Below are 23,121 nucleotides of genomic sequence, written 5' to 3'. Positions count from 1 at the left end.
GAGAACATGGTGGTCAACGCCCGTGTCCATCCTCGAGGAGTAGTTCCAATTCCCACCTTCGCCGACCAGACCTTCACCGACCCGGCGCGCATCCGGAACTTCTGCATCATCGCCCACATCGACCACGGAAAGTCGACGCTGGCCGACCGGATGCTGCAGCTCACCGGCGTGGTGGAAGAGCGCCAGATGCGGGCGCAGTACCTCGACCGCATGGACATCGAGCGTGAGCGCGGTATCACCATCAAGGCGCAGAACGTACGCCTGCCCTGGCAGCTCGACGGTGACGACTACGTCGTGCACCTCATCGACACCCCCGGTCACGTCGACTTCACCTACGAGGTGTCGCGTGCGCTCGAGGCGTGTGAGGGTGCGGTGCTGCTCGTCGACGCGGCCCAGGGCATCGAGGCACAGACCCTCGCCAACCTCTATCTGGCGATGGAGAACGACCTCACCATCATCCCGGTGCTCAACAAGATCGACCTGCCCGCGGCCGACCCCGACCGTTACGCCGCCGAGCTCGCCCACATCGTGGGTTGTGAGCCCGAGGACGTCCTGCGGGTGTCGGGCAAGACCGGTGTCGGCGTGTCGGAGCTGCTCGACGAGGTCATCCGCAAGGTGCCGGCACCCGTCGGCGACGCCGACGCCCCGGCGCGAGCCATGATCTTCGACTCGGTCTACGACACCTACCGCGGCGTCGTCACCTACGTCCGTGTGGTCGACGGCAAGATCGTGCCCCGCGAGAAGATCCAGATGATGTCGACCGGCGCCACGCACGAACTGCTCGAGGTGGGCATCGTGTCACCGGAACCGAAGGTCACCCAGGGTCTCGGTGTGGGCGAGGTGGGCTACCTCATCACCGGTGTGAAGGACGTGCGGCAGTCGAAGGTCGGTGACACCGTCACCACCGCCCGGCACGGCGCGACCCAGGCCCTGACCGGCTACCGCGAACCGCGGCCGATGGTCTACTCGGGCCTGTACCCGATGGACGGCTCGGACTATCCGGTGCTGCGTGAGGCGCTGGAGAAGCTGCAGCTCAACGACGCCGCGCTCACCTACGAGCCGGAGACGTCCGTGGCGCTCGGGTTCGGATTCCGGTGCGGCTTCCTCGGGCTGCTCCACATGGAGATCACCCGCGAACGTCTCGAGCGCGAGTTCAATCTGGACCTCATCTCGACCGCTCCCAACGTGGTGTACCGCGTGGTGATGGAGGACGGCTCCGAGCATGTCGTCACCAACCCGTCGGACTGGCCGGAGGGCAAGACCCGCCACATCTACGAGCCGGTCGTGAAGACCACCGTGATCGCGCCGAGCGAGTTCATCGGCGCCATCATGGAACTGTGCCAGTCGCGCCGCGGCGAGCTCGGCGGCATGGACTACCTCTCCGAGACCCGCGTCGAACTCCGCTACACGCTGCCCATGGCGGAGATCATCTTCGACTTCTTCGACTCGCTGAAGTCGCGGACCCGCGGTTACGCCTCGCTCGACTACGAGGAGGCGGGCGAGCAGGAAGCGGACCTGGTGAAGGTCGACATCCTGCTGCAGGGTGAGGCCGTCGACGCGTTCAGCGCGATCGTCCACCGCGACGCCGCCTACGCCTACGGCAACCGGATGGCGCTCAAGCTCCGGGAACTCATCCCGCGCCAGCAGTTCGAGGTTCCGATCCAGGCGGCCATCGGCTCCAAGATCATCGCGCGCGAGAACATCCGGGCGATCCGCAAGGACGTGCTCGCGAAGTGCTACGGCGGCGACATCAGCCGTAAGCGCAAACTGCTCGAGAAGCAGAAGGAAGGCAAGAAGCGGATGAAGACGATCGGCCGCGTCGACGTCCCGCAGGAGGCGTTCGTCGCGGCGCTCTCCACCGATGCAGCAGGTGACAAACCGAAGGGCAAATAGATGGCGGGGCAGGACAGCGCAACCAATCCGGTACTGGCACAGAGCGATCTGCCCTACGAGCTGCCGGACTTCACGTCGATCTCCGACGACGATTTCCTGCCTGCCTTCACCTCGGCGATGGCGTCGCATCTCGCCGAGGTCGAGGCCATCGCGTGGGACCCCGCGGAGCCGACGTTCGCCAACACCGTCGAGGCGCTGGAGTTGTCGGGCCGTGACCTGGCTCGCGCGTCGGGAATCTTCTTCAACCTCGTCGGCCCCGACACCAACCCCAAGCGCAACGAGATCTCCCAAGAACTCTCGACGCTGCTCACCGATCACGGCAACACCATCGCGATGAACCCGGTTCTGTTCGGCCGGATCTCGGAACTCGCCTCCCGGACCGACGAACTCGACCTGACCGAGCCGCAGCGTCGTCTCCTCGACAAGCGGTACCGCGAGTCGGTGCGCGCCGGCGCCGGTCTGCCCGCGGCGGAGCAGGAGGAGATGCGTCAGATCGCCTCTCGGCTGGCGTATCTCACGACCACGTTCTCGCAGAAGATCCTCGACGACACCAACGAGTCGGCGGTGCTCGTCGACGACGCGGCCGACCTCGACGGGTTGTCCGCAGGCCAGATCACGGCCGCCCGACGAGCGGCCGCCGATGCCGGTCACGAGAGCGGATACCTGATCACCCTGGAACTGCCGACCAGTCAGGCCGTGCTCACCGAGCTGACGAACCCCGCTGTGCGTCAACGGGTCTTCGATGCGTCGGTGAACCGTTGCTCGCGCGGCAATGACCACGACACCCGTGACCTCGTCCTCGAGATCGTGCGTCTGCGTGCCCGCCGCGCCGAGCTCCTCGGTTACCGCGACCATGCCGAGTTCGTGATCGCCGAGCAGACCGCACCCGACCCGTCGGCGGTCGACGACATGCTCCGTGAGCTGAACGAGACCGCGATGCGTGCCGGTGGTCGGGAACTGACGCGGCTCACCGAGTTCGCCGGCGACGTCGAGATCGGTCCCGCCGACCTGACCTTCTGGCTCGAGCGCGAGAAGCAGGCCAGATCGTCGGTCCCGCTCGACGGTTTCGCCGACTACTGCGAACTCGACACCGTGCTCACGCGGGGCGTCTTTTACGCCGCGAACAAGCTGTACGGCCTGCAGTTCGTCGAACGGACCGGCCTGCCCGTCTATCACCCCGACGTGCGCGTGTGGGAGGTGCGGGACGACGCCGGCACCGGCATCGGCCTGTTCCTCGGTGACTTCTACGCGCGGCCGTCGAAGCGCGGCGGTGCCTGGATGAACAACATCGTCGACCAGTCGTCGGTGTTGCAGACCCAGCCGATCATCGTGAACGTCCTGAACCTGACGAAACCCGATGAGGGGCAGCCGTGTCTGCTCAGCATCGATCAGCTCACGACCCTGTTCCACGAGTTCGGACACGCACTGCACGGTCTGCTGTCGTCGGTCGAGTACCCGTCGCAGTCGGGGACATCCGTGCCGCGCGACTTCGTCGAGTTCCCCTCTCAGGTCAACGAGATGTGGGCGCTGCATCCGGAGGTGCTCGCCAACTACGCGCTGCACCACGCGACCGGCGACCCGATCCCGGCCGAGCTGGCCGCTGCCGCACGCGAATCCGCGGGCGCCGAGACCGCACACGGGACCCTCGAGTACCTGGCGGCGTCGTCGCTGGACCTGGCCTGGCACCGGCTGACGGTCGAGGAGGCCGCTGCCGTCACCGATGTCGAGGCCTTCGAGGCGAAGGCCCTCACCGAGGTCGGCCTGCAGACCGATCTGATCCCGCCCCGCTATCGCAGCGCCTACTTCAACCACGTTTTCGGCGGCGGATACTCGGCCGGTTACTACAGCTACATCTGGTCGGAGGTCCTCGACGCCGAGACCGAACAGTGGTTCCTCGCCTCGGGCGGCCTGGAGCGCGAGAACGGCCGGCGGTTCGCCGAGGCGACGCTGTCGCGCGGTGACAGCGTCGACCCGCTCGTGTCGCACGAGACGCTGATCGGCCGCAAGCCGCAGATCGAGCCGCTGCTGCGTCGTCGTGGCCTTGCTGCCTGATCGGGGCCGGTCATGACGAGCAACCATCGCCGGAACCTGTCGCGGTTCGCGATGCTCAGCATCGTGACCGCCGTCGCGGTCTTCGGGCTCAAACTGCTCGCCTGGTGGGTCACCGGATCGGTGGGGCTGTTGTCCGACGCGCTCGAGTCGATCGTCAACGTCATCGCGGCCGTGGGTGCGTTCGTCGCTCTTCGGGTCGCGGCGAAACCGCCGGACCAGCGTCACAACTTCGGGCACACCAAGGCCGAGTACTTCTCGGCGGTCTTCGAGGGTGTGCTGATCGTCGTCGCAGCGGTCATCATCGTGGTAACCGCGGTGGACCGGCTCATCAACCCGCGTGAGCTCGAGGAAGTCGGACTCGGCCTCGGCATATCCGTGGGCGCCACGGTCCTGAACGCGGTGGTGGCCTGGATTCTCATCAGCGCCGGCCGGAAACACCGCTCGTTGACCCTCGAGGCCGACGGCAAGCACCTGATGACCGATGTGTGGACGACGGTGGGCGTCGTCGTGGGCGTGTTCCTGGTCGCGTGGACCGGTTGGCTCCCGCTCGACCCGCTGATCGCCATCGCGGTCGCCGTCAACATCATGGTCGTCGGCACCCAACTCGTGTGGCGGTCGGGCGCCGGTCTGATGGATTCCGCACTACCGGCAGAACAGCGCAACGCGATCAACGACGTGCTCGACCGGCACCGCGCCGACGGTATCGTCTTCCACGACATCCGCACGCGCGAGGCGGGTCACCAGAGATTCGTGCAGTTGCACATGCTGGTGCCGGGGGACTGGTCGGTACAGCACGCCCACGACCTCACCGAGGTCGTCGAAGACGATCTGCATGCCGCGGTCCCCGATCTGAACATCACGACACACCTCGAGCCGGTCAACGATCCGCGGGCCTACGAGGACTGGCGGCTGGAGTAGCAGGACGTGTGCCGGCCGACCGCAGGTGTGGCCTGGGCAGAGTTTCGATCTCACTGATTTGAAATCCGATGACGATCACGCTGGTTGCTAGCGTGGTTCGGTCCGCCGGTCACAGCCCGTACCGGCCGGTCCCGTTGAGTCTTGGAGGAAGAGTGAGCGCTGGCCCGGCCGCGCGGCGCGGCATCCGTCGGACGAGCACCGCTGTGCTGGTGAGCTTGCTGGCAGCGGTGATGGTGGTCGTCGCGGGTTGCGGTGGCGGATCGACCGACGAACCCGGCGGAGTGGACATCTCCAGCGGTGATCGACACCTCGATCTGGTCGCCTACGCAGTCCCCAAGATCGGCTTCGACGAGATCATCCCGGCCTTCCGCGAAACCCCGGCGGGTGAGGACCTCGGCTTCTCGGTGTCGTACGGCGCGTCCGGTGACCAGTCGCGCAAGGTGGCCCGTCGTGTTCCGTCCGACGTGGTGAACTTCTCGGTCGAGCCCGACATCACCCGACTGGTGAAGGCTGGTCTGGTCGACGAGGACTGGAAGAAGCAGGCTCCCAACAACAGCACCCCGTTCGGGTCGGTCGTCGCGCTGGTGGTTCGCAAGGGCAACCCGAAGAACATCCGCGACTGGGCGGATCTGCTGAAGCCCGGCGTGCAGGTGGTCACCCCGAATCCGGGCAGCTCCGGCTCGGCGAAGTGGAATCTGCTGGCACCGTACGCCGCGATCAGCGACGGCGGTCGCAACCCGCAGGCCGGCCTCGACTACGTGGCCGAACTGGTGCGTGACCACATCAAGGTGGTCCCCAAGTCGGGTCGCGAAGCCACCACGGCCTTCGAGCAGGGCCAGGGCGATGTGCTGATCAGCTACGAGAACGAGGCGATCATGCTCGACCGGGCGAACGCCACCGCCGGCCCGGACAATGAGGTCGAGTACGTGATCCCGCCGCAGACGTTCAAGATCGAGAACCCGGTCGCGGTGATCAACACTTCCGACGACCTCGCCGGCGCGCGGTCGTTCGTGGACTTCCTGTTCACCCCGGAGGCGCAACGAATCTGGGCCGAGCAGGGCTTCCGGCCCGTCGACCCGGCGGTCATCGACGAGACCCGGAACCTGTTCCCGGGTGACATCGCGAAGCTGTGGACGATCGCCGAACTCGGCAAGGTACTCGGGGAGGGAACCGCCGAGGAGAACGACGGCACGGACCTGACGGGTTGGAAAGCCGTGGACGACGCCCTGTTCGGGAAGAAGGGCGCCATCACCAAGATCTACGACTCAGGGGGTGTGCAGTGACCTCGGTCGATCCTGTCGGAACACCGGTCACGGCCCCGGACACCGGCTCGCCGGTCCCCGATGCCGGACCGCCGCGCGGATTCCTCGGACGCTCGCGGACGTTCGCCGGCGTGAGCCCGATGACCATCGGCATCGCCTGGCTCTGGCTCAGCATCATCGTGCTGCTCCCACTGGCCGCGATCACGGTGCAGTCCTTCGACGACGGCTGGAGCGGTTTCTGGGAGGCCATCTCCGCGCCCGTCGCGGTGGACGCCATCTGGATCACGGTCCTCGTGTCCGTGGTGGCCGCGCTCATCAACGTCGTGTTCGGCACCCTGATCGCGTGGGTGCTGGTGCGCGACGAGTTCCCCGGTAAGGGATTCGTCAACGCGATCATCGACCTGCCGTTCGCACTGCCGACGATCGTTGCCAGCCTCGTGCTGCTGTCGCTGTACGGGCCGAACAGTCCCATCGACATCCAGCTCAACGCCACCAAGCCGGCACTGGTGATCGCGCTGACCTTCGTCACCCTGCCGTTCGTGGTGCGCCAGGTACAGCCGGTGCTCATCGAACTCGACGTCGATGTCGAGGAGGCCGCTGCGGTGCTCGGCGCCAACAACGCCACGATCTTCCGCAAGATCGTCCTGCCGGCACTGCTGCCGGCGATCCTGACCGGTGCCGGCCTCGCGTTCACCCGTGCGATCGGTGAATTCGGTTCGGTGGTGCTCATCGGCGGCAACATTCCCGGAGACACCCAGGTGGCGTCGCAGTACATCCAGCAGCAGGTCGAGATCGACGCACCGGTCGACGCGGCCGCGATCTCGGTGGTACTGCTGCTGATTGCCTTCGTCACCCTGCTCGTCCTGCGTGTCGCGGGCCGGTGGCAGTCCAAGCGGGAGGACGCAGACCGATGAAGGTTTCACCGCTGACCAGGTACGGGCTGCGCACCGTCGCGCTGGTCTACCTGTTCATCCTGCTGGTCGTCCCGGTCGGCACCATCTTCTATCGCTCCTTCGAACACGGCATCGTCCAGTTCTGGGAGTGGATCACCACTCCCGCGGCCATCTCTGCGCTCCAGCTCAGTCTGCTCATCGTCGCGATCGTGGTGCCGCTCAACGTGGTGTTCGGGGTGATCACGGCGCTGGCACTGGCCCGCGGCCGGTTTCCCGGCAAGGGTCTCCTGCAGGCGGTCGTCGACCTGCCGTTCGCGGTGTCGCCGGTGGTCGCCGGTGTCGCGCTGATCCTGTTGTGGGGCCACGGGGGCTGGTTCGGCGGCGTCGAGAGTCTCGGATTCCGGATCATCTTCGGCTTCCCCGGCCTGGTGCTGGCCACGCTGTTCGTCACCCTGCCGTTCGTCGCCCGTGAGGTCGAACCGGTGTTGCGTGAGATCGGCACCGAACAGGAGGAGGCGGCCGCGACGCTGGGAGCGAACTCGTGGCAGGTCTTCTGGCGGATCACCCTTCCGGCGATCCGCTGGGGTCTGACCTACGGCATCGTCCTGACCGTCGCCCGAGCGCTCGGTGAATACGGTGCGGTGACCATGGTCTCGTCGAACTATCCCGGTGTCTCCCAGACGCTGACCCTGTTGGTTCACTCCCGCTACACCGACGACTACAACGAGTTCGGCGCCTACGCGGCGGCGACGCTGCTGATGTTCGTCGCCATCCTGGTGCTCGTGCTCATGTCGCTCATCGAGCGCCGCGCCAAGTCCCGTCTCGTCGACGCCAGTGAATCCACCTCGGGCGACGCCGAACTCACCGAAGTCGACCTGACCCCGCCGCACGGGCCGGAGTCCGTCGACGCCAAGCAGGTCGTCCACTCGAACGCCCACAACAAGGAAGGCGTGTGACATGTCCATCCAGGTGATCGGTGCGAACAAGCGCTACGGCGACTTCGCCGCCCTCGACAACGTCTCCATCGACATCCCGGACGGGCAGCTGACCTCGCTGCTGGGTCCGTCGGGTTCGGGGAAGTCGACTCTGCTGCGCGCGATCGCCGGCCTCGACACACTGGACTCGGGCATCGTCCGCATCAACGACAACGACGTGTCGCAGAAGTCGCCGCAGAAGCGCGACATCGGATTCGTGTTCCAGCACTACGCCGCGTTCAAACACCTCACGGTGCGCGACAACATCGCCTTCGGCCTCAAGATCCGCAAGCGGTCCAAGAAGGAGATCGACGCGAAGGTCGACCAGTTGCTCGAGGTGGTCGGACTGACCGTCTTCCAGCAGCGGTTCCCGGCACAGCTGTCGGGCGGTCAGCGGCAGCGTATGGCGCTGGCCCGCGCACTCGCCGTCGACCCCAAGGTGCTGCTCCTCGACGAACCGTTCGGTGCGCTCGACGCGAAGGTGCGAGATGACCTGCGCCGCTGGCTACGTCGACTGCATGAAGAGGTCCACGTCACCACCGTGCTGGTCACCCACGACCAGCAGGAGGCGCTCGACGTGAGTGACCGCATCGCTGTCCTGAACAAGGGGCGCATCGAGCAGGTCGGCACTCCCGACGACCTCTACGACCGCCCGGCCAACGAGTTCGTCGCGTCGTTCCTCGGGTCCACGGTGCGTCTGAACGGCGAACTCGTCCGCCCACACGACATCCGGATCGGACGTACCCCGGAGATGGCGTCGCCGGCGGCCGACGCGTCCCTCGACACCGGTGTGATCAAGGCGACCGTCCTGCGTGTGGTCAACCTCGGCTTCGAGACCCGGGTTGAGCTCGTCGCCGCGACGACGGGTGACGAGTTCGCGGCCCAGATCACCCGAGGGGACCAGAACGCCCTCAACCTGAAGACCGGCGAGACCGTGTACGCGCGGGCCACCAAGGTCGCCGCCCTGACCGAGATCTGAGACCTGGCCCGGTAAGAGCACACCGGCCGGTTCTCAGTGATTCGCCGGCTGGAACGTGTGCTGGTGCTCGGCCTCCTCGGCGCGGATGACGTGCATGACCGCGTTGATCAGCGCCAGGTGGGTGAACGCCTGCGGGAAGTTCCCGAGCTGCTGACCGGTCTTCGCATCGATCTCCTCCGCGTACAGCTTGAGCGGACTCGAGTAGGACAGGAGACGTTCGCACAGGGTCTTGGCCCGCTCCAGCTCACCGATCTCGACCAGTGCCGACACCAGCCAGAACGAACAGATCGTGAAGGTGCCCTCCTCGCCGGTGAGGCCGTCGTCGGTCTCCTCGACCTTGTAGCGAAGTACGAGACCGTTGTCGGTGAGTTCGTCGGCGATCGCGAGAACCGTTGCGCGGACGCGGTAGTCGTCGGGCGGCAGGAACCGCAGGAGGGGTACGAGGAGCAGTGAGGCGTCGAGGGCGTCGTCGCCATAGCGCTGGGTGAAGACCCCGCGGTCGTTGACGCCATGGGCCAGGACGTCGGCCTTGATCTCGTCGGCGATCGCCGCCCACTCCCGGGCATGGGTGTCCTCGCCGTGCATGGTGGCGAGGCGGGAACCGCGATCCAGTGCCACCCAGCACATCACCTTCGACGAGGTGAAGTGCTTCGGTTCGCCGCGAACCTCCCAGATGCCGCGATCGGGGTCGCGCCAGTGCTCGATCGCCTCCTCGACCTGCGCCTTGAGGACGGGCCACAGGGTCTCGGGGACGGACTCGTGGGACTTGATGTTGAGGTACACCGAGTCGAGCATCGTGCCCCAGATGTCGTGCTGCGCTTGGTTGTACGCGCCATTGCCGATCCGGACCGGGCGTGCGCCGTCGTAGCCGGAGAGGTGGGTGAGTTCCTCCTCCTCGAGGGTCCGCTCGCCGCCGACCCCGTACATCACCTGCAGCGGATGGCGTTCACCGTTGGTGATGCCCGAGACATCGGCGATGAAGGAGAAGAAGTCGTCGGCCTCACGGTCGAGGCCCAGCGTGTACAGACCCCACAGGGCGAACGTCGAATCACGCACCCACGCATAGCGGTAGTCCCAGTTGCGTTCGCCCTGAGGGGTCTCCGGCAGCGAGGTGGTCGCGGCAGCCAGCAGGGCGCCGGTCGGGGAGTAGGTGAGTCCCTTGAGGGTCAGCGCGGAGCGCTGCAGATGGGAGCGCCACGGATGGTCGGGGAAGGTTCCGATGTTGATCCACTGCCGCCACGATTCGGCCGTGGACCACATCTTCTGGGCCGCCTCGTCCCAGTTCTGCGGTGCCGGGAACCGAGACCAGCTCAACGCGACGAACCGATTGTCGCCCTCGACGAGGCGGGTGCGGGCACGTGCCTCGCGGCCCTCGAGCCCGAGGCGGAGGTCGGTCGTGAGCTTGAGGGTCGGGGTGTCGGCGTCGGTGTCCCGGGCGGTGGCGATGGCCTCGCCGTACGCCGGACCCGAGTACTCCCACTTGGTCGTCCCGCGGTGGTAATCGAACGCCGGCTCACAGCTCATGTGCAGTTCGACAGTGCCGGATACACAGCGCACCGTGCGGAGCAGGATGTGCTCGGCATCCCAGTCGGTGGGCGTGCGGCGATGGGTACGGGAGCGTCGGTCGTTGTCGTGCCACGGGCCCATGACCAGGGCATCGCGCACGATGATCCAGCCGGTGTCGGTCTGCCAGGTCGTCTCGACCATCAGGCTGCCCGGCAGGTACCGGCGATCGACGGGCACGTTGACGCCGTACGGCGCGAGGCGGAAGTGGCCGGCGCTCCGGTCGAGCACCGCCCCGAAGACGCTCGGCGAATCGGGTCGCGGCACGCACATCCACTCGACCGAACCGTTGCGGGCGATCAGGCAGTTCGTCTCGGTGTCGGACAGGAATGCGTAGTCGCCGATGGGTGGGAAGGCGCTCCCGTGCGCCGGGTTGGTCGGGGCCATCGGCGCCGGTCCCGGGACGCTGACTCGTGCGGCGTCGGTGCCGGTGCCCTGTGCGGAGGTCGCCGTCGGCAGGGACGTTACGGTGGAGTCATCTGCAACAGACATGGGATCTATCATTGCGACGGGCGCTGTCCGACGCCAGTCGGTCTCGACGGGGCCGGGCAGAAGGATGATCCGAATCGGACGGACGAGGTGATGAGGTGACGGCGTTCTTCGCCTGGTGGGACGGTGTGGAGGAGTGGCTGACCGGCCTTTCCTTCGTTCCGCAGCTCTTGGTCACCGTCGCCGTGGTGATTCCGGTCGCGATCCTGATCGCCTATGTTCTCAGTCTCATGGTCGATCTGGCGGCGACGCTGTTCGACCGCAGACGCTTCGCCGACGACGATGGGACCGGACTGTGAAACTACTGCGCTCGCCGGTCACCCTGGCGCTGCTGGCGCTGCTGGTCCTCGTCGTGATCGCCTGGCTCGTCACGATCTAGGAGTCGTCACCGTGACGCGGTGACGGCCCGATCCCGTGCGGCCGCGCGATAGAGGCTGCAGATGCCCCCGATGACATCGGGGTGCGCGCCGAGCGGGCCGGCCACGAGCATCTCCTCGACCAGCGCGTCGAGAGCGGTCTCGACCCGCTCGATCAGCAGACCCGCCGAGAGGAAGTACGGACTGAGGGCGACGTGCTCGGCACCGGCGGCACGGAGCCGGCGGACAGCCGAGGCGACCGCGCGGTCACCTGAACCGAGTTTGGTCGCGAAGACCACCTCGACCGGTCGATGCAGGTGGGTCGAGAGCTCGAGGGCCCTCCGCCGGACGTGACGGTCGGCGGACTCGTCGGAGGAACCCACCGCCGACAGGATCACGCCGTAGCGCTCGTCGAGGCCTGCTTCGAGCAGACGGTCGGCGAGGGCCGCGGTGAACGACCGCGTTCCGATGACATCGGTCTGATACGCGAACGGCCGGTGCTCGGCGATGATCGCCGGCAGGTCGATCTTGTGGTGATAACCCGCGGACAGCAGCAACGGCACCACAATAGGATCGCCGCCCGCCCCATCCCCGCCGGCATCGTTCCCGGTCCGACCGAGGACATCGCCGACGAGCGGCTCGTCGAGGTCGAGGTAGGACAAGACCACCTCGACGCCCGGCAGGGTCGCCGCGACGGCGTCGCGCACACGGCGTGCGGTCGCGCCGAAGCGCGGATCGCGACTGCCGTGTGCGACGAGGACGAGAGCCGGATTCACACCAACTCTTTGAGGTGCAGCGGCGCGAGCGCGTCGCCGACCAGGCCGGCTGCGAGGGTGTTGCCACCCTGCGGGTCGATCAGCAGGAAGCTGCCCGACTCGCGGTTCACCTGATAGTCGTCGGCCGGGATCGGCTCGGCGGTCTGCACCGAGATCCGCACGATCTGGTTGAGTTCCACCGATTCCGGAGCCTGCTCCAGCGCGAGGTTCTGTTCGTCGAAGAGCGCGTCGAGCCCGCCGACGATGGCCTGCGTGGTCTTGGTGCCGTGCTTGAGGAGCAGGCGGACACCGGGGCGCAACGGTTTCTCGGCGAGCCAGCACACGGTGGCGGTGAATTGCTGAACCGGCTCCGGAGCGTCCGCCGCAGCCGCGATCAGGTCGCCGCGCGAGATGTCGACGTCGTCGGCGAGCAGGATCGTGACGCTGCGTCCGGTGTGCGCGGTCTCCAACGGTCCGTCGGCGGTGTCGATCTGGCTGACGGTGGTCCGCTGACCCGACGGCAGGACGACGACCTCGTCGCCGACCGACACCCGGCCGGCCGCGATCTGACCCGCGTAACCGCGGTAGTCGGGGTACTCGGAGGTGCGGGGACGGATCACGTACTGCACCGGGAAACGCAGTCCCACCGGGGCACGCTCGGTGAGGTTCGGCACCGTCTCGAGGTGCTCGATGAGGGTGGGGCCATCGTAGAACGGGGTGTTCTCCGAACGGTTCGCGATGTTGTCGCCGTGCAGCGCCGAGACGGGGATCGAGGTGACCTGCTCGTCCGACCAGCCCAGCGAGCGCGTCAGCTCGGCGAACTCGGCGGAGATCTCGGCGAACACCGACGCCTGATCGGAGACGAGGTCGATCTTGTTGACCGCCAGCACGAGCTGCGGAACACCGAGCAGGGCCATCACCGCGGCGTGGCGACGGGTCTGCGAGACGACGCCGTTGCGGGCGTCGACGAGCAGGATCACCAGCTGCGCGGTGGAGGCGCCGGACACCGTGTTACGCGTGTACTGCACGTGTCCGGGGGTGTCGGCGAGCACGAAAGAGCGTGCGGGCGTTGCGAAGTAGCGGTACGCCACGTCGATGGTGATGCCCTGTTCGCGCTCGGCCCGCAGGCCGTCGACGAGCAGCGACAGGTCGGGCCCCTCGAGTCCGCGGTCGACCGACGCCTTGGTCACTGCGTCGATCTGATCGGCCAGAACGGACTTCGTGTCGTACAGCAGGCGGCCGACGAGCGTCGACTTGCCGTCGTCCACACTGCCCGCGGTGGCGATGCGGAGAAGGTCGGGTGCATGCCTCATGTCAGAAATATCCTTCGCGCTTGCGGTCTTCCATGGCGGCCTCGGAGACCCGGTCGTCGCCACGGGTGGCGCCGCGCTCGGTCAGCCGCGACGCGGCCACCTCGTCGAGCACGGCCTCGTTGTCGGCGGCGTCGGAGAGCACCGCGCCGGTCGACGAGCCGTCGCCGACGGTGCGGTAGCGCACCGAGAGACGTTGCAGCTCTTCGCCTTCACGGGGCCCACCCCAGACGCCGGGGGTCATCCACATGCCGTCCCGCAGGAAGACGTCACGTTCATGGGCGTAGTAGATCGAGGGGAGCAGAACCTGCTCGCGCGCGATGTAGCGCCAGATGTCGAGCTCGGTCCAGTTCGACAGCGGGAACACGCGCACGTGCTCGCCCGGTGCGTGCCGGCCGTTGTAGAGATTCCACAGCTCGGGACGCTGACGCTTCGGATCCCACTGGCCGAAGGCGTTGCGCAGCGAGAAGATCCGCTCCTTGGCGCGCGACCGCTCCTCATCGCGGCGGCCACCGCCGAAGACCGCGTCGAAGCGGTTCTCGGTGATCGCGTCGAGCAGCGGGATGGTCTGCAGCGGGTTGCGGACGCCGTCGGGGCGCTCGGTCAGCCGGCCGTCGGCGAGGTAGTCCTCGACCTTGGCGACGTGGAGCCGCAGGTTGTGACGCTCGACGACGTTGTCGCGGAACTCGAGGACCTCGGGCAGATTGTGGCCGGTGTCGACGTGCAGCAGCGAGAACGGCAGCGGCGCAGGCCAGAACGCCTTGAGTGCGACGTGGAGCAGGACGGTGGAGTCCTTGCCGCCGGAGAAGAGGATCACCGGGCGCTCGAATTCGCCTGCCACCTCACGGAAGACGTGAATGGCCTCGGATTCGAGGGCGTCGAGCGTGGTGAAGTCGTCGGCCTCGGCGGAGACGGTTGCGTCGTGGACGGGTTCGGTGACGGTCATGCGTGGAGCCCACATTCTGTCTTGGCGCGGCCGGCCCAGCGGCCACTGCGCGGATCGGATCCGGGTTCGGGTTTGGCGGTGCACGGTGCACAACCGATCGAGGGGTAGCCCTCGTCGACCAACGGGTTGACCAGCACTCCGTTGGAGTCGATGTAGTCCTGCATCGTCTCGTCGGACCACGGTGCGATCGGGTTGATCTTGACGAGCCCGAAGCCCTCGTCGAACGAGATGAGCGGCGCATTGGCCCGGGTCGGCGCCTCGACGCGGCGGATGCCGGTGATCCAGGCGTCGTAACCCGCCAGACCCGCCTTGAGCGGGACGACCTTGCGCAACCGGCAGCACTCACCGGGGTCGCGTGCGAAGAGGTTGCGGCCCAACAGTTCGTCCTGTTCGGCGACGGTGTGCTCGGGGGTCAGGTTGACCATGTCCACGCCGTACACCTGCTCGACGGCGTCACGGGTGCCGATGGTCTCGGCGAAGTGGTAGCCGGTGTCGAGGAACAGGACCTTGACCGGGTCGCCGCCGAGGAGTTCGCGGTCGACGTTCTTGACCGCGAGATCGACGAGGGCGGCGTCCTGCATGTTCGACGCGACGACGAAGTTCGTGCCGAAGGTCTCCGCGGTCCAGCGGATCAGTTCCTCCGGGGTGGCCTCGGGACCGAGGTCGGCCGCGCCCTTCGCCGCGATCGCGCGGAGTTCGTCCTCGCTGTGGCGGCGGCCGGTGGCCGGCGCCGTGGTGCTGATGGTCATCGGAGTGCCTCCTCGTCGGCGCGAACGGCCCACTGCGCGAACCGTTCACCCTCTTCGCGCTGATCCACGAAGTTGCGGACCACGCGTTCGATGTAGTCGCCGAGCTCGGTGCCGAGCACCTTGTGCTGGCGCAGCTTGCGACCGAAACCGGAGTCCAGGCCGAGGCTGCCGCCCAGGTGGACCTGGAAGCCGTCGGTCTGGTTGCCGTCGGCGTCCTCGACGAGCTGTCCCTTGAAACCGATGTCGGCGATCTGCGACCGTCCGCAGGAGTTGGGGCAGCCGTTGATGTTCACCGTGATCGGCACGTCGAGCTGCGAGTTGATGTCCGCGAGCCGCTCGTCCAGCTCGGGGGCGAGGACCTGCGACCGCTTGCGGGTCTCGGTGAACGAGAGTTTGCAGAATTCGATACCGCTGCACGCCAGGAGATTCCGTCGCCACTGCGTCGGGCGGCCGTGCAGACCGAGCGGCTTGAGCTCGTCGATCAGCCAGTCCACCTTGTCGTCGGGGACGTCGAGCACGATCAGCTTCTGATACGGGGTGAAGCGGACGCGGTCGGAACCGACCGCGGCGACGGCCTCGGCGGTCTTGGTCAGGATGGTGCCCGAGACGCGGCCGGCGATGGGGGAGAAGCCGATCGCGTTCAGTCCGTTGCGCAGCTTCTGCACACCGATGTGGTCGATCGGGCGCTCGGGCTGTTCCGGAGCCGGGCCGTCGATCAGCTTGCGGCCGAGGTATTCGTCCTCGAGCACCTGACGGAACTTCTCGATGCCCCAGTCCTTGATGAGGAACTTCAGACGGGCCTTGGCGCGGAGACGTCGGTATCCGTAGTCGCGGAAGATCGAGACCACGGCCTCCCACACGTCGGGCACCTCGTCGAGCGGGACCCAGGCGCCGACGCGCTGGGCGAGCATCGGGTTGGTGGACAGTCCGCCACCGACCCAGAGGTCGAGACCCGGGCCGTGCTCGGGATGTACGACGCCGACGAAGGCGACGTCGTTGATCTCGTGCACCACGTCCTGCTGGCCCGAGATCGCGGTCTTGAACTTGCGCGGCAGGTTCGAGTACTTCGGGTCGCCGATGTAGCGACGGACGATCTCGTCGATGGCCGGGGTGGGATCGAGGACCTCGTCGAGGGATTCACCGGCGAGCGGCGAGCCCAGCACGACGCGGGGGCAGTCGCCGCAGGCCTCGGTGGTCTTGAGTCCGACACCTTCGAGACGTTCCCAGATCGTCGGGACGTCCTCGATCCGGATCCAGTGGTACTGGACGTTCTGGCGGTCGGAGAGGTCGGCGGTGTCGCGGGCGAACTCGGTGGAGAGCTCGCCGAGCGTGCGCAACTGCTCGACGTTCAGCGCGCCGGCGTCGCAGCGCACGCGCATCATGAAGTGGCTGTCTTCGAGGAGGTCGATGTTCTCGTCGCCGGTCCAGGTGCCGTCGTAGCCCTCGGCGCGCTGGGTGTAGAGGCCCCACCAGCGCATCCGGCCGCGCAGGTCCTGCTTGTCGATGGAGTCGAAACCCTGCTTGGAGTAGATGTTCTCGATGCGGGCGCGCACGTTGAGCGGGTTGTCGTCCTTCTTGACCTGCTCGTTCGGGTTCAGCGGCTCGCGGTAACCGAGCTTCCACTGGCCTTCGGCGCGGCGCTTGACCGGGCGCGCCTTGCGGGCGGGACGAGTTCGCTTCTCGGCGGCCGGAGCGGGAACGGCATCGGGCACAGCTGGGGCATCAGTTGTGGACGTCATGAAATCTCCTGTGCCGGCGCACAGGGGCCGGCTTCAATCGCACGAAAAGGTGGGCTGAAACGTGCCGGCATCCCTGGATTCAGGGATCAATCGGGGCCGAGACGTCGCTAGACGCGACAGAAAGCGCTGTTGACGCGCTTGAGATCAATGTGGCGACGCGCTGCGAGCCACACCCCGGGGAAAATCACGGGGTCCATAGTGCCACGACCATCATCGCCTCGTCTACTTGGGGTTATTTTCCATCATGATGATGGAAACGCGCCGGTGCCGGCGGGGCCGGAGGTCCTACCTGAGCCGGTCAAGCAGCCCGGCCGCCTGGTTGTTCCCCGGCCCCACCGACGAGGGGGACAGAACGCGACGATTTCGGTGCAGACGCCGAGGTCGGCATGATGGAACGGTGAACGTCGACATCGAAGCGCCCGCCCGAGAGCTCACCACCGAGCTCGTCGCCGGGGCCTGCCGCGACGTCGACCCCGAGGTGCCGTTCGGTCTCTACCTGCACGTCCCGTTCTGTGCCACCCGCTGCGGCTACTGCGATTTCAACACCTACACCGCGGGGGAGCTGGGTTCGACGTCGTCGCCGGAGTCGTGGCAGCAGGCCGTGGCCGCGGAACTGGAGTCGGCCGCGCGGCTGTTGCAGCCGGCGAGGAAGGTGTCGACGATCTTCGTCGGCGGCGGCACGCCGTCGCTGCTCGGTGCCGACGGTCTCACGCGATTGCTCGACGCGGTGCGCGCCCACTTCGACCTCGCTCCCGACGCGGAGGTCACCACCGAGTCGAACCCGGAGTCGACGTCGCCGGAGTTCTTCGAGCAGCTGCGCGCCGCCGGGTTCACCCGGATCTCGCTCGGCATGCAGTCCGCGGCCCAGCATGTCCTCAAGGTCCTCGACCGGGTCCACACGCCGGGACGGGCGGTCGCCGCGGCGCGCGAGGCCCGGGCGGCCGGCTTCGAACACGTCAACCTCGACCTGATCTACGGCACGCCCGGCGAGACCGACGCCGACCTGCACGCCACCCTCGACGCCGTGCTGTCCGCGGGTGTCGACCATGTGTCGGCCTACGCGCTCATCGTCGAGGACGGCACGGCCCTGGCGCGCCGAATCCGGCGCGGCGAGATGCCCGCACCGGACGACGACGTCCTCGCCGACCGCTACAAGATCCTCGACGACCGGTTGAGCGCCAACGGTTTCGGCTGGTACGAGGTGTCGAACTGGGCACTCGACGACGCCGGTGCGTGCCGGCACAACATCGCCTACTGGAACAGTCACGACTGGTGGGGGATCGGTCCCGGCGCGCACTCGCATGTCAACGGGGTGCGCTGGTGGAACGTGAAGCATCCGGCGCGCTATGCGCAGACGCTCGGTGAGGGTGTGTTGCCCGCCGCGTCGTCGGAGGAACTCACCGCCGAGGACCGCCACATGGAGGCGGTCATGCTCACCACACGGTGCCGTACCGGACTGCCGGGCGGGCTGCTCGACGACACCGAACGCGCGAACGCCGACGCACTCTGCGCCGACGGCCTGCTCACCTCGACCGGGGACGCCTACGTCCTCACCGACGCCGGCCGGCTCCTCGCCGACGGTGTGATCCGCTGCGTCCTCTGGGGCTGACCCGCTCCGCAAACCCTCCACTTTTCGGCAGATCCACCGCCGCGTCGCGGGGTGGGTTCGGCGAAAAGTGGTGGATCTCGCCGGCTACCAGGGGCGAGTCGGCCTCGTCCAGCCCGTGGACTGGGGGCCTCGACGATGGGCGCCGCCGCCGCTGTGCGGATCGTCGGCGCCACGGTTCGGCCGGACCGGTTCGGACGGGACGTCGACGACGCGGGGACGCGCCGGGATCTCGGCGGTGTCATCGAGCTGCTCCTCCAGAGGGCGGGCGCCCTCGGAGAGATCGAGGGCGTCGAGGTCGAGGGTGCGCGCGTGGATGATGTTGCGGTTCCGCAGCGCCGAGCGCACGGCGCGATGCAGTCCGTCCTCGAGGTAGAGCTCGCCCTCCCAGCGCACGACATGCGCGAACAGGTCGCCGTAGAACGTCGAGTCCTCGCTCAGCAGCTTGTCCAGGGCCAAGACCTTGGTCAGCGTGATCAGCTGGTCGAGCCGCAGCTGACGCGGCGGGATCTTCGCCCAGCCCCGCGTCGACAGCTTGTGGTCGGGATAGGGCTTACCCTCCCGTACCCCCTTGAAGATCATGTGACTCCGCGCCGGTTTCGTAGTATGGAACCTACCCAGTATGGGACGTACCCGACTCTATGGCCCAACTCCATGGACCGGGACTCGGATCAGGAGGTGTACCGCGTGTCCACTACGGACGACCGTAGGTTCGAGATCCTCCGCGCGATCGTGACCGACTACGTCGAATCGCAGGAGCCCATCGGATCGAAGGCACTCGTCGAACGACATCAGCTAGGGGTGTCGAGCGCCACCGTTCGCAACGACATGGCGGTGCTCGAGGCCGAGGGGTACATCACCCAGCCGCACACCAGCTCCGGCCGTGTCCCCACGGACAAGGGCTACCGGATGTTCGTGGACCGCATCAGCGAGATCAAACCGCTCTCCTCCGCCGAACGACGGGCCATCCTGTCGGTGCTCGACTCCGGAGTCGACCTCGACGACGTGCTGCGGCGCTCGGTGAAGCTGCTGGCCCAGCTGACCCGTCAGGTGGCGGTCATCCAGTACCCGGTCCTGTCGGTTTCGCGCGTTCGGCATCTCGAGGTCGTGTCCCTCTCGCCGTCGCGACTGCTGCTCGTGGTGATCGTCGACAACGGCCGGGTCGAACAGCGCATGGTCGCGCTGAACGAGGATCACGACGAGGGGGACATCGCGCGCCTGCGCGACATGTTCTCCGCGGCACTCCACGGCAAACGACTGGAAGAAGCGTCGGCGGCGGTCGCGGAACTCGCCAACTCCGCACCCGACGACATCCGCGGCGCGGTCCTCAACATCGTGATGGTTCTCGTCGAGACCCTCGTCGAACGCGGCGACGACCGTCTCGTGTTGGGCGGCACCTCGAACCTCGCGCGGTCGGCGGCCGACTTCACGCCCGTCGTCGGCGGCATGGACACCGTCCTCGAAGCACTCGAGGAGCAGGTCGTCGTGCTCAAGATCCTCGCCACGACGCAGGACATGGGCCAGGTCACCGTGCAGATCGGAGAAGAGACGCAGACCGAGAACCTGCGTGGAACCTCGGTGGTGTCCACAGGGTACGGTGCATCGGGAACCGTGTTCGGCGGCGTCGGTGTGCTCGGCCCCACACGAATGGACTATCCGGGAACCATCGCCTCGGTCGCAGCCGTTGCCAAATACATCGGTGAGGTGCTCGCCGAACGATGACCGCCGCCCCGGCGACGGACGTCGGGTGAGGGCCTCGACCGGTCGTCGGCAGAATCGAGTGGTTCCACTGCGTACCGCGCGGACGTACGTCCATCCCGATGAGGCACGCACCGCGCGGGCATCACCCGAGACCGCTTGGGTACCAAACTGAACCGAAGGATCACTACAACCGTGGCACGTGACTATTACGCAATCCTGGGTGTGGCGAAGGGTGCCAGTGACCAGGAGCTCAAGCGCGCCTACCGCAAGAAGGCCCGCGAACTGCACCCCGACGTCAACCCGGGCAAGGAAGACGAGTTCAAGGAAGTCAGCACCGCCTACGAGGTGCTGACCGATCCGGAGAAGCGTCGCATCGTCGACGCCGGAGGCGATCCCCTGGCGGGTGCGGGCGCCGGCGGTTTCGGCGGGGGTGGCGGCGGCTTCGGCGACGTCTTCGAGGCGTTCTTCGGCAACGGCGGCGCCTTCGGTGGCGGCGGCGGATTCGGCTCGGGGCGCGGTCCCCGCTCGCGCGTCCAGCCGGGTGAGCCCGCGCTGGTCAACGTCAAACTCGATCTCGCCGAGTGTGCCAAGGGCGTCAACAAGGAGATCACGGTCGACACCGCGATCCTGTGCGACGCGTGCACCGGGTCGGGAACCAACGGCGACAGCAAGCCGGTTGCCTGCGACACCTGCAACGGGGCCGGCGAGATCCAGTCGGTGCAGCGGTCGTTCCTCGGTCAGGTGATGACCGTGCGCGAGTGCCCCACCTGTCACGGCGTCGGCGAGGTCATCCCCGACCCCTGTCACAAGTGCGGCGGCGATGGGCGTGTGCGCTCGCGCCGCACCATGACCGTCCGCATCCCGGCCGGTATCGAGAGTGGCATGCGGGTCCGCCTCAGCGGTCAGGGCGAGGTCGGTCCCGGAGGCGGGCCCGCCGGCGATCTCTACGTCGAGGTCACCGAACGCCCGCACGAGGTCTTCCTGCGTGACAAGGACGACCTGCACTGCACGGTGAAGGTGCCGATGGTCGACGCCGCGCTCGGCGCCGAGTTCGACGTCGAGACCATCCTCGGCGACCCGGTCACCGTCACGATCGCTCCGGGAACGCAGCCCGGTCAGGTCGTCAAGCTGCGCGGCCAGGGCATGCCGCACGTCAGCGCCGGTGTCCGCGGCAACCTGCACGTCCACCTCGACGTGGTCGTCCCGACCAAGCTCGACGGTGCCCAGACCGACGCCCTCAAGAAGTTCAAGACGGTGGCGCAGGACGAGATCGAGGTGGTCAACACCTCGGCCGCGTCCGCCCCGGGCGGCCTCTTCTCACGACTGCGCAACGCGTTCGCGGGCAAGTGAGCCCACCGCTTTTCTGGGCGGACTCCGTCCCCGCCCCGGGAGCCGACCTCGTTCTCAGCGGGCCAGAGGGCCGGCATGCGGTGACGGTCGCACGGCTTGGGGCGGGGGAGCGCATCCTCGTCGGGGACGGCGCCGGTTCGGTCGCCGGGTGCGAGATCCGGGAGATCACCGGGAAGGACACCCTCGTCGCCTCGGTGCGTGAGTTCTCGTTCCAGGCGCGCCCCACCCCGCAGGTGACCGTCGTCCAGGCGTTGCCGAAGTCCGAACGGTCCGAACTCGCCGTCGACCTCGCGACCGAAGCGGGCGTCGACGTCATCGTGCCGTGGCAGGCCATGCGTTGTGTCGCCCGATGGACGGGCAAGGCGGACAAGGGTGTTGCCAAGTGGAGGGCCGCCGCGTCGGCCGCCGCGAAGCAGAGTCGACGGCCGTGGATCCCCGAGGTCGCCGAGCTCGCCTCGACCATCGACGTCCGCGCGCGGTGTGCCGACGCGGTCGCCGGCGGTGGAGTCGTCGCCGTGCTGCATGAGGAGGCCGCCCGGCCCCTTGCCGAACTGCCGCTCGCCGATGCGAGCGAGATCGTGCTCGTCGTGGGTCCCGAAGGCGGACTCGACGACACCGAGGTCGCCGACCTCACAGCTCTCGGCGCGCATTCGGTGGTGCTCGGCCCGGAGGTCCTGCGGACCTCCACGGCGGCAGCCGTCGCGCTGGGTGCGATCGGCGTGCTGACCCGACGGTGGTCGCGGTGAGTGCCGTCCGACGCTGCGCCGTGCGCCGCACCAAGATCGAATACGGCACCGAGCTTTCACAATTCGGCCACCTCTACGTGCCGCGTGACGTTCTCGACCCCGCCACCCCGGCCCGTGTGGTCGTGCTCGTCCACGGCGGTTCGTGGTCGGTGGAGTACGGCTCCACGATCCAGACCGCGGTCGCCCGCACGATGGCCGAGCGCGGCGCGGTCGTGTGGAACATCGAGTATCGCCGCGTCGGGGAGCCCGGCGGCGGCTGGCCGAACACCGGCCGCGATGTGGTCGGCGCGATCCGTGCCCTCGACGGCCCGGTGCGCGAGGCGCTGCAGGAGCAGGAGGTCGATCTCGCCGCGGTCGACTTCTCCACAGTCGGCGTGGTCGGGCATTCGGCCGGCGGCCAGCTCGCGGTGTGGGCCGTCGGCAAGCTGGGGGCGCGGACCGCCTCGACCACCATCACCACCGTCGTCGCCCAGGCGGCGGTCCTCGACACGGTCTCCGCGGCGGACAAACAATCCCTGCGGGCCCTCATGGGGCGGCCGTACAGTGAGTCGCCGCGCCGCTACGAGGAGGCCTCGCCTCTGCTCGCGCCGGTCTTCGACGCGCACGTGGTCGCGATCACCGGCGACGAGGACGACCTGGTACCCGACGTGGTGAGCCGCCGCTACGTCGACGACGCGATCTCCCGCGGACAGTCGGCCGAACTGATCGTCGTACCGGGCGAAGGTCACGAGGCCTTCGTCGACCCGGGCACCGGGTGCGCCCGGCAGACGATCCGGGTCCTGGGGATCTGAAGCACGCGGTCCGGCGGTGACGTGGCCGTGCTGAGAAATATTGCCTGCT

At 67.6% G+C, this 23,121-nt stretch carries 20 protein-coding genes; 13 read left to right on the top strand and 7 right to left on the bottom strand.

What is annotated here, in order from left to right; translation table 11 throughout:
• Nucleotides 1-6 precede the first annotated feature (6 nt).
• The 7 genes from lepA to GAA2_RS15740 all read left to right on the top strand — a co-directional run bounded on the left by lepA (nt 7) and on the right by GAA2_RS15740 (nt 8,971).
• Nucleotides 7-1,893, top strand: coding sequence for a translation elongation factor 4 (gene lepA, locus GAA2_RS15770; protein ID WP_006434838.1), 1,887 nt, complete (start codon nt 7-9; stop codon nt 1,891-1,893).
• On the top strand, nt 1,894-3,945 hold the full coding sequence (locus tag GAA2_RS15765; protein ID WP_096274180.1) for a M3 family metallopeptidase: 2,052 nt from the start codon (nt 1,894-1,896) through the stop codon (nt 3,943-3,945).
• A 12-nt stretch (nt 3,946-3,957) separates the two neighbouring features.
• The gene (locus tag GAA2_RS15760; RefSeq protein ID WP_096274178.1) at nt 3,958-4,863 is read left to right on the top strand and encodes a cation diffusion facilitator family transporter; all 906 of its coding nucleotides are present in this window, start codon (nt 3,958-3,960) and stop codon (nt 4,861-4,863) included.
• Nucleotides 4,864-5,015: 152 nt separating this feature from the next.
• Nucleotides 5,016-6,146, top strand: coding sequence for a sulfate ABC transporter substrate-binding protein (locus GAA2_RS15755; RefSeq protein WP_394854754.1), 1,131 nt, complete (start codon nt 5,016-5,018; stop codon nt 6,144-6,146).
• Nucleotides 6,143-7,039 (top strand): sulfate ABC transporter permease subunit CysT, encoded by an 897-nt coding sequence (gene cysT, locus GAA2_RS15750; RefSeq protein ID WP_096274174.1) that lies wholly within the window; start codon nt 6,143-6,145, stop codon nt 7,037-7,039. The genes GAA2_RS15755 and cysT overlap by 4 nt, the downstream gene beginning before the upstream one ends.
• Nucleotides 7,036-7,974, top strand: a complete 939-nt coding sequence (gene cysW, locus GAA2_RS15745) for a sulfate ABC transporter permease subunit CysW (protein ID WP_024500483.1) — start codon at nt 7,036-7,038, stop codon at nt 7,972-7,974. The genes cysT and cysW overlap by 4 nt, the downstream gene beginning before the upstream one ends.
• Nucleotide 7,975: 1 nt before the next feature.
• Entirely contained in the window at nt 7,976-8,971 is a 996-nt protein-coding gene (locus GAA2_RS15740; RefSeq protein WP_024500482.1) for a sulfate/molybdate ABC transporter ATP-binding protein, read from the top strand.
• Between the two features lie 33 nt (nt 8,972-9,004).
• Here GAA2_RS15740 and GAA2_RS15735 read toward each other — a convergent pair whose 3' ends face one another.
• Nucleotides 9,005-11,026: a glycoside hydrolase family 15 protein gene (locus tag GAA2_RS15735; protein WP_096274172.1), complete on the bottom strand. Its 2,022-nt coding sequence runs from the start codon at nt 11,024-11,026 to the stop codon at nt 9,005-9,007.
• A gap of 95 nt (nt 11,027-11,121) precedes the next feature.
• Here GAA2_RS15735 and GAA2_RS15730 point away from each other — a divergent pair, with 95 nt between their 5' ends.
• On the top strand, nt 11,122-11,322 hold the full coding sequence (locus tag GAA2_RS15730; protein ID WP_006434857.1) for a hypothetical protein: 201 nt from the start codon (nt 11,122-11,124) through the stop codon (nt 11,320-11,322).
• A gap of 86 nt (nt 11,323-11,408) precedes the next feature.
• On the opposite strand, the gene GAA2_RS15725 is transcribed toward GAA2_RS15730, so the two are convergent.
• Genes GAA2_RS15725 through GAA2_RS15705 form a run of 5 tightly spaced genes read right to left on the bottom strand, consistent with a single transcriptional unit; the run spans nt 11,409 to nt 16,878 of the window.
• A complete protein-coding gene (locus GAA2_RS15725; protein WP_006434858.1) occupies nt 11,409-12,155 on the bottom strand; it encodes a sirohydrochlorin chelatase in 747 nt (248 codons plus the stop codon).
• Entirely contained in the window at nt 12,152-13,447 is a 1,296-nt protein-coding gene (locus tag GAA2_RS15720; protein ID WP_006434859.1) for a sulfate adenylyltransferase subunit 1, read from the bottom strand. Before GAA2_RS15720 ends, GAA2_RS15725 begins: the two co-directional genes overlap by 4 nt.
• A 1-nt stretch (nt 13,448) precedes the next feature.
• On the bottom strand, nt 13,449-14,390 hold the full coding sequence (gene cysD, locus GAA2_RS15715) for a sulfate adenylyltransferase subunit CysD (RefSeq protein ID WP_040004522.1): 942 nt from the start codon (nt 14,388-14,390) through the stop codon (nt 13,449-13,451).
• A complete protein-coding gene (locus GAA2_RS15710; RefSeq protein ID WP_006434861.1) occupies nt 14,387-15,139 on the bottom strand; it encodes a phosphoadenylyl-sulfate reductase in 753 nt (250 codons plus the stop codon). Before GAA2_RS15710 ends, cysD begins: the two co-directional genes overlap by 4 nt.
• Nucleotides 15,136-16,878 carry a nitrite/sulfite reductase gene (locus tag GAA2_RS15705; protein WP_040004523.1) on the bottom strand — a complete coding sequence of 581 codons (1,743 nt, stop codon included), beginning with the start codon at nt 16,876-16,878 and terminating at the stop codon, nt 15,136-15,138. The genes GAA2_RS15710 and GAA2_RS15705 overlap by 4 nt, the downstream gene beginning before the upstream one ends.
• A 397-nt stretch (nt 16,879-17,275) precedes the next feature.
• On the opposite strand from GAA2_RS15705, the gene hemW reads away from it, so the two are divergent.
• The gene (gene hemW / locus GAA2_RS15700) at nt 17,276-18,487 is read left to right on the top strand and encodes a radical SAM family heme chaperone HemW (protein WP_006434863.1); all 1,212 of its coding nucleotides are present in this window, start codon (nt 17,276-17,278) and stop codon (nt 18,485-18,487) included.
• Between the two features lie 84 nt (nt 18,488-18,571).
• Here the strand turns inward: hemW and GAA2_RS15695 are convergent, their stop codons facing one another.
• On the bottom strand, nt 18,572-19,066 hold the full coding sequence (locus tag GAA2_RS15695; protein ID WP_006434864.1) for a type II toxin-antitoxin system VapB family antitoxin: 495 nt from the start codon (nt 19,064-19,066) through the stop codon (nt 18,572-18,574).
• Nucleotides 19,067-19,171: 105 nt separating this feature from the next.
• Between GAA2_RS15695 and hrcA the strand changes: the two genes are divergently transcribed.
• The 4 genes from hrcA to GAA2_RS15675 all read left to right on the top strand — a co-directional run bounded on the left by hrcA (nt 19,172) and on the right by GAA2_RS15675 (nt 23,072).
• Nucleotides 19,172-20,206 (top strand): heat-inducible transcriptional repressor HrcA, encoded by a 1,035-nt coding sequence (gene hrcA / locus GAA2_RS15690; RefSeq protein WP_006434865.1) that lies wholly within the window; start codon nt 19,172-19,174, stop codon nt 20,204-20,206.
• Nucleotides 20,207-20,377: 171 nt separating this feature from the next.
• The gene (gene dnaJ, locus GAA2_RS15685) at nt 20,378-21,535 is read left to right on the top strand and encodes a molecular chaperone DnaJ (protein ID WP_096274170.1); all 1,158 of its coding nucleotides are present in this window, start codon (nt 20,378-20,380) and stop codon (nt 21,533-21,535) included.
• On the top strand, nt 21,532-22,281 hold the full coding sequence (locus GAA2_RS15680) for a 16S rRNA (uracil(1498)-N(3))-methyltransferase (protein ID WP_006434867.1): 750 nt from the start codon (nt 21,532-21,534) through the stop codon (nt 22,279-22,281). Before dnaJ ends, GAA2_RS15680 begins: the two co-directional genes overlap by 4 nt.
• Complete coding sequence (locus tag GAA2_RS15675) at nt 22,278-23,072, top strand: alpha/beta hydrolase family protein (RefSeq protein WP_006434868.1); 795 nt, start codon at nt 22,278-22,280, stop codon at nt 23,070-23,072. Before GAA2_RS15680 ends, GAA2_RS15675 begins: the two co-directional genes overlap by 4 nt.
• Nucleotides 23,073-23,121 lie beyond the last annotated feature (49 nt).

The organism is Gordonia ajococcus (assembly GCF_012974285.1).
Classification (GTDB): Bacteria; Actinomycetota; Actinomycetes; order Mycobacteriales; family Mycobacteriaceae; genus Gordonia; species Gordonia amicalis.
Note: the sequence above shows the minus strand (reverse complement) of the source record. Positions and strands in the feature narration are given on the sequence as shown.

Excerpts from the sequence above, each read along its gene's own strand:
- cysD (WP_040004522.1), bottom strand. The coding sequence starts at position 14,390 with ATGACCGTCACCGAACCCGTCCACGACGCAACCGTCTCCGCCGAGGCC.
- GAA2_RS15710 (WP_006434861.1), bottom strand. The coding sequence starts at position 15,139 with ATGACCATCAGCACCACGGCGCCGGCCACCGGCCGCCGCCACAGCGAG.
- cysW (WP_024500483.1), top strand. The coding sequence starts at position 7,036 with ATGAAGGTTTCACCGCTGACCAGGTACGGGCTGCGCACCGTCGCGCTG.
- GAA2_RS15695 (WP_006434864.1), bottom strand. The coding sequence starts at position 19,066 with ATGATCTTCAAGGGGGTACGGGAGGGTAAGCCCTATCCCGACCACAAG.
- GAA2_RS15740 (WP_024500482.1), top strand. The coding sequence starts at position 7,976 with ATGTCCATCCAGGTGATCGGTGCGAACAAGCGCTACGGCGACTTCGCC.
- lepA (WP_006434838.1), top strand. The coding sequence starts at position 7 with ATGGTGGTCAACGCCCGTGTCCATCCTCGAGGAGTAGTTCCAATTCCC.
- GAA2_RS15735 (WP_096274172.1), bottom strand. The coding sequence starts at position 11,026 with ATGTCTGTTGCAGATGACTCCACCGTAACGTCCCTGCCGACGGCGACC.
- GAA2_RS15765 (WP_096274180.1), top strand. The coding sequence starts at position 1,894 with ATGGCGGGGCAGGACAGCGCAACCAATCCGGTACTGGCACAGAGCGAT.
- GAA2_RS15705 (WP_040004523.1), bottom strand. The coding sequence starts at position 16,878 with ATGACGTCCACAACTGATGCCCCAGCTGTGCCCGATGCCGTTCCCGCT.
- GAA2_RS15720 (WP_006434859.1), bottom strand. The coding sequence starts at position 13,447 with ATGAGGCATGCACCCGACCTTCTCCGCATCGCCACCGCGGGCAGTGTG.
- GAA2_RS15760 (WP_096274178.1), top strand. The coding sequence starts at position 3,958 with ATGACGAGCAACCATCGCCGGAACCTGTCGCGGTTCGCGATGCTCAGC.